The 4,263-nt window shown below is 49.3% G+C and carries 2 protein-coding genes; one reads left to right on the top strand and one right to left on the bottom strand.

Features of this window, described 5'->3' with window-relative positions; genetic code table 11:
* Nucleotides 1-361 precede the first annotated feature (361 nt).
* The gene (locus tag ACFPTO_RS23885; RefSeq protein ID WP_377715368.1) at nt 362-2,446 is read left to right on the top strand and encodes a P-loop ATPase, Sll1717 family; all 2,085 of its coding nucleotides are present in this window, start codon (nt 362-364) and stop codon (nt 2,444-2,446) included.
* A 366-nt stretch (nt 2,447-2,812) separates the two neighbouring features.
* Here ACFPTO_RS23885 and ACFPTO_RS23880 read toward each other — a convergent pair whose 3' ends face one another.
* Nucleotides 2,813-3,742: an RsiV family protein gene (locus ACFPTO_RS23880; protein WP_377715366.1), complete on the bottom strand. Its 930-nt coding sequence runs from the start codon at nt 3,740-3,742 to the stop codon at nt 2,813-2,815.
* Nucleotides 3,743-4,263: the final 521 nt, after the last annotated feature.

Raw genomic sequence — 4,263 nt, 5'->3', positions numbered from 1 at the left:
ACCGGCCCCTCCCTGACCTCCTGCGTCGGACCGGAGCCCCCTACCGCGCGAGCGGTTTCGTTCAACGGCGATGAGAGGACCATCGTCGGGTCGCAGGTTGTGTCACCGCAACGGCCGGTCTCGATGAAAAAGGTGACGTTGGAATGTCCGATCCCGCCCCTCAATCCAGCCGAAGTGAAGCAACTGCCTTTCTTCGAGACCGGGCGAATGAAGTGCGCCCATCCACCTCCAACGGTACGTTCACCTGATGTGACAGTGTCTTAATAGGATTCAGGTGACTCTTCCGTCGGTCATTAGGTGTAATGCATGTAGAATCCGTGTGCAGAATATGTCCGACAAACGATGCGACGAGCCGTTACCGATGACAAATCTCAAATCTAATGCACTTGGCGATACGACGGCCGAGAATGATAAAAAAATGCTCAGCGAAGCATTCGTGCCCACGGCCGATTTTCGCACGCTGATCGAGACCGATGAACGGACCGTTGTAGTGGGACGGCGGGGCACCGGTAAAAGTGCACTCTATCTTCAACTTCAGAAATATTGGGAAACCGATAAAAAAATCGTTGTTCTTTGTTTCTCGCCCGAAGATACTGAAGTAATCGGATTTCGTTCACTCCTTAAGCCATTCTCGACCTCCTTCAATTTGGCAAGGGCATCGACTAGATTGCTCTGGAGGTATGCGATGCTTATGGAGATCGCCGCCTATATTCGCGGAAATTACAAACTTGGTCATTTGGTCGAAAATGATGAGGTTCTTCACGACCATTTGCAGCGTTGGAATGCAGTGAAGGGAAGCCTTCTTACCAAGTGCAGGCACATTGCCAAGACCTATTTGTCAAGTGAGTCGCCTGAAGAGGCCGTTGGAGACTTGCCCGCAAACCTAGATTTAAGTCACATCGAGAATAAGGTCCTCTCACTTACGGCCCTTTCTGAGCGACGCTTTGTGATATTAATGGACCGATTGGATGAAGGGTACGAGCCTGATGAGATCGGAATCGGAATCATAACAGGGTTGGTGTATGCCTCGATCGAATTAAACAAACGTGCAGAAAAGATTAGGCCAATAATTTTTCTTCGAGACAACATTTATCGCGCAGTTGCCAAAGAAGATCCGGATTACTCTCGTAATGTTGAGGGTCAGGAAATTCGTCTGCATTGGGATTGGGCCCAGCTACTGTTGCTGGCTGCATCGAGAATGCGCGTTTGCTTCAAACTTGATCAGGAGAAAGACCAACGGATTTGGGATCGTTGCACCTCAGGCTCTTTGCAGGGCCGGGATGGATTCAGGCAATGCCTGCAGTTCACGCTTTATCGCCCCCGCGATTTGCTCTCGCTATTAAATGAGGCATTCTATTGCGCCTCTCGCAATGACAGGTCCACCGCAATTTTTTCTGATCTGGAATTTGCAGCTAGGTCTATTTCGGTCGCTCGCCTTGAGGATCTGTGGAAGGAATATCAAAAAGTTTTTCCGTCAATACAGGTAATGTCCAACGCGTTTGCTGACGGTGAGCCTGAATTCGATGTTCATACTGCAATTTCACTGCTGTCAAATGTTATTGAGAAGCTCGGCGAAAATGAATCTCAGATCGTACTCCGGGACGTCCGACTTCTTGAGCCTAGCGGAATTCTCCAAGGGCTATATAGTGTCGGATTCCTCGGAATGCACGAGGCTACCACCGGCGCTTTCACTTTCTGCCACGACGGACGAACACCCGATGTTGCATTCAACGATAAATCAAGACTTCTAATTCATCCATGCTATTGGCTGGGGTTGAATTTAAGCAGAAATGCATTGAAACCGGAAGAAGCGGAGGAGATAACCGACGAGTATGATATCAAAGTTCAATCGATTACGCCGGAGATAAGAAACACTAGAATCGGCCAGACAATTGCGCAACTGGATAGAATTCCACTCGGGCAAGAAGGGCAAGGCGATTTTGAGCTTTGGTGTCTTGATGCGCTTCGAATTGTGTTCGCAGCGCATCTCACGAATATCCAATCACATCCTAATGGCGCTGCAGTGCAGAGACGGGATATCGTTGGTCGCAACCGAGAGGAATCTGAGTTTTGGCGCAGAGTAAGAACTGACTACAAAGTACGTCAGGTAATCTTTGAAGTGAAAAACTACGCGGAACCGGGAGCAACCGAATATCGCCAGCTTCAATCATATCTAACCGGAACGTATGGTGCGCTAGGATTCATGATTACCCGTGACGCCGACGAGAATTTGCATAGCGGCAAGGACTTAGACTGGATCAAGGAAATGCACCAGTCTCACGGAGTGGTGCTTGTAAAGTTGCCCGCGAAATATATTTGCAAACTGCTGCAGAAGTTGCGGAGCCCCGATAAGCACGACGTGGTAGATCATCAAATCAACACGCTACTTGACGTATATGAGAGAAATTATCTCGGTATAAAATCGACTCGGCAGAGGAAGCGATGATTTGAAGCTACCAATGCGGCCTCGGCGTTCGGCAATATTCAAACGGCTCCGATGAGGGGCCGCCAAAAGTGGACGACCGGTAATTCAGACAAGCTCCTGAGCATTCACCGGTGTCCGTCGGATCATCGCCGCGCAAGAGCCATTACGCACCCGGAATTTCGGTTATCCCTTCAGAATCGTTTTATGCCTCTTGCGTAGATTCATCCATCGCGGCCTCGCACGATCCAACTATTGGTTTGAGTGCGGCCATCGCAGGCGTTGATCAGATATCAATTCGGCGGCTCGAATGTCTTCTCCGCACTCGATGGCGGATATCGGGGAGTGACATCAAAACGCGAACGTCGATGCATTTTTGCGCATGGTCATTCAAAGAAATCTCTGCAATGGCCCGTTCGATTTTAGGATATTTCCAAGCTCCTTAAAATGAATCGGTATTTCGATATCGCCATCGACACCGGGTGCGATGCTATATTTTGGAAAAACCAGAACTACAGATGTATCGGTTAAATAATACTGACTGCCTTCGGAGACAGACTTAAAGCATGCATCAGCCCGGTGTCCAGTAATACCTTCAAGTACAAGCGATACTGCATTATCGTTGGCTCCGCCACCCATGCTTTTTTCGCATGGATAATATTTATTTTGATTAACCAACGCAGATCTAACAAACTCATTGATCTCACCGATATAACCAGGGCGGAAAAAATCCTTGAGATAGAGCGGTGAGCCGGTCTCTAGATCCAAGGTGGTTGCGCTTGTGCTTGTGATAGGGTGAGCCGCTTGGTCACCACTAGCAAATATTTCGAAATTGATACCAAGGAGATTGAATTCTTTTAATCCAATCTCGTATGAAATTTGCACCTCATCAATGTTTTCATAACGCTCGTATTCAGTTTCGGCTGATCTCCTTAGGAAGTGGTTGATTCGCTCCAGAACGTCATGCGGTATTTTCCCGGAAATCTGTGGGAAATGAACTTCATGCCGAGATTTTCCTTGTAGATCGAGTACATGATCGGATATCTCAATATCGATGAATCTCCCCGCACTACGTGTTTCGGCGGTTGCGTTTTGTGGTGCGACAACCACATTACCACTACCTTGTATGATAATTGATCTATTGCCGGAATTAACTGCACTTGCGGATGGAGTTGAAGGAACGTCAGCGGTGGATTTTAAATACAACCAAACTGGCCGCATTAGGGCGGCCACCGCTACGATTGCGCTCAAAATACCAGCTATCCAATACATTCGTTCAAGCAATGAAGTGTTTTTCATTTTTATGGGCGTATTAGGCATAACGATAATCCGACGACGATCGCTCTATTATCGGTGAGATGCGAGAGAATTTGTGTTTTATGGGGGTGCATTGCGTCAGAATTCGGGCGACGGCCGTATTCCCCGAAGTGGTCGTTGAGAAGGCGAAGATCCCAGCGGCGGCTCCGGGTCGGGAGTACGCACTGCCGACTGGCCGCTTCCGGGAATCGGAATTCCACTGGCCGCTTTCCGGCGATGAATTTGAAGAGCGGACTGACGCAACCCGACGCGAAGGGGACGGTCGACTGCGGGAAGATCGGGTAACAGATGACCGTTTCCAGCCGTCATCATCGTTGGAGTGTCAGGCCAACGCGCTTGGTGACCGTCTCAAGATGGCCGGCCCGTGCCCGATGAGATTGGACGGAGGCAACTCACACGGTCCACTCATGCTTCGCAAGAGCGGACGCTCGCTCTGTGGCCAACACTAAACATCATGATCTAGGAGTGCGTCGGATTTGAGGTGAGGCGTGAGTCCAGGCACCAGGTGATAACTGGGTTCGCGC

It is taken from the genome of Paraburkholderia denitrificans (genome assembly GCF_042655705.1).
Taxonomy (GTDB): domain Bacteria; phylum Pseudomonadota; class Gammaproteobacteria; order Burkholderiales; family Burkholderiaceae; genus Paraburkholderia; species Paraburkholderia denitrificans.
This window is presented reverse-complemented; position numbering and strand designations above follow the sequence as displayed.

Excerpts from the sequence above, each read along its gene's own strand:
- ACFPTO_RS23885 (WP_377715368.1), top strand. The coding sequence starts at position 362 with ATGACAAATCTCAAATCTAATGCACTTGGCGATACGACGGCCGAGAAT.
- ACFPTO_RS23880 (WP_377715366.1), bottom strand. The coding sequence starts at position 3,742 with ATGCCTAATACGCCCATAAAAATGAAAAACACTTCATTGCTTGAACGA.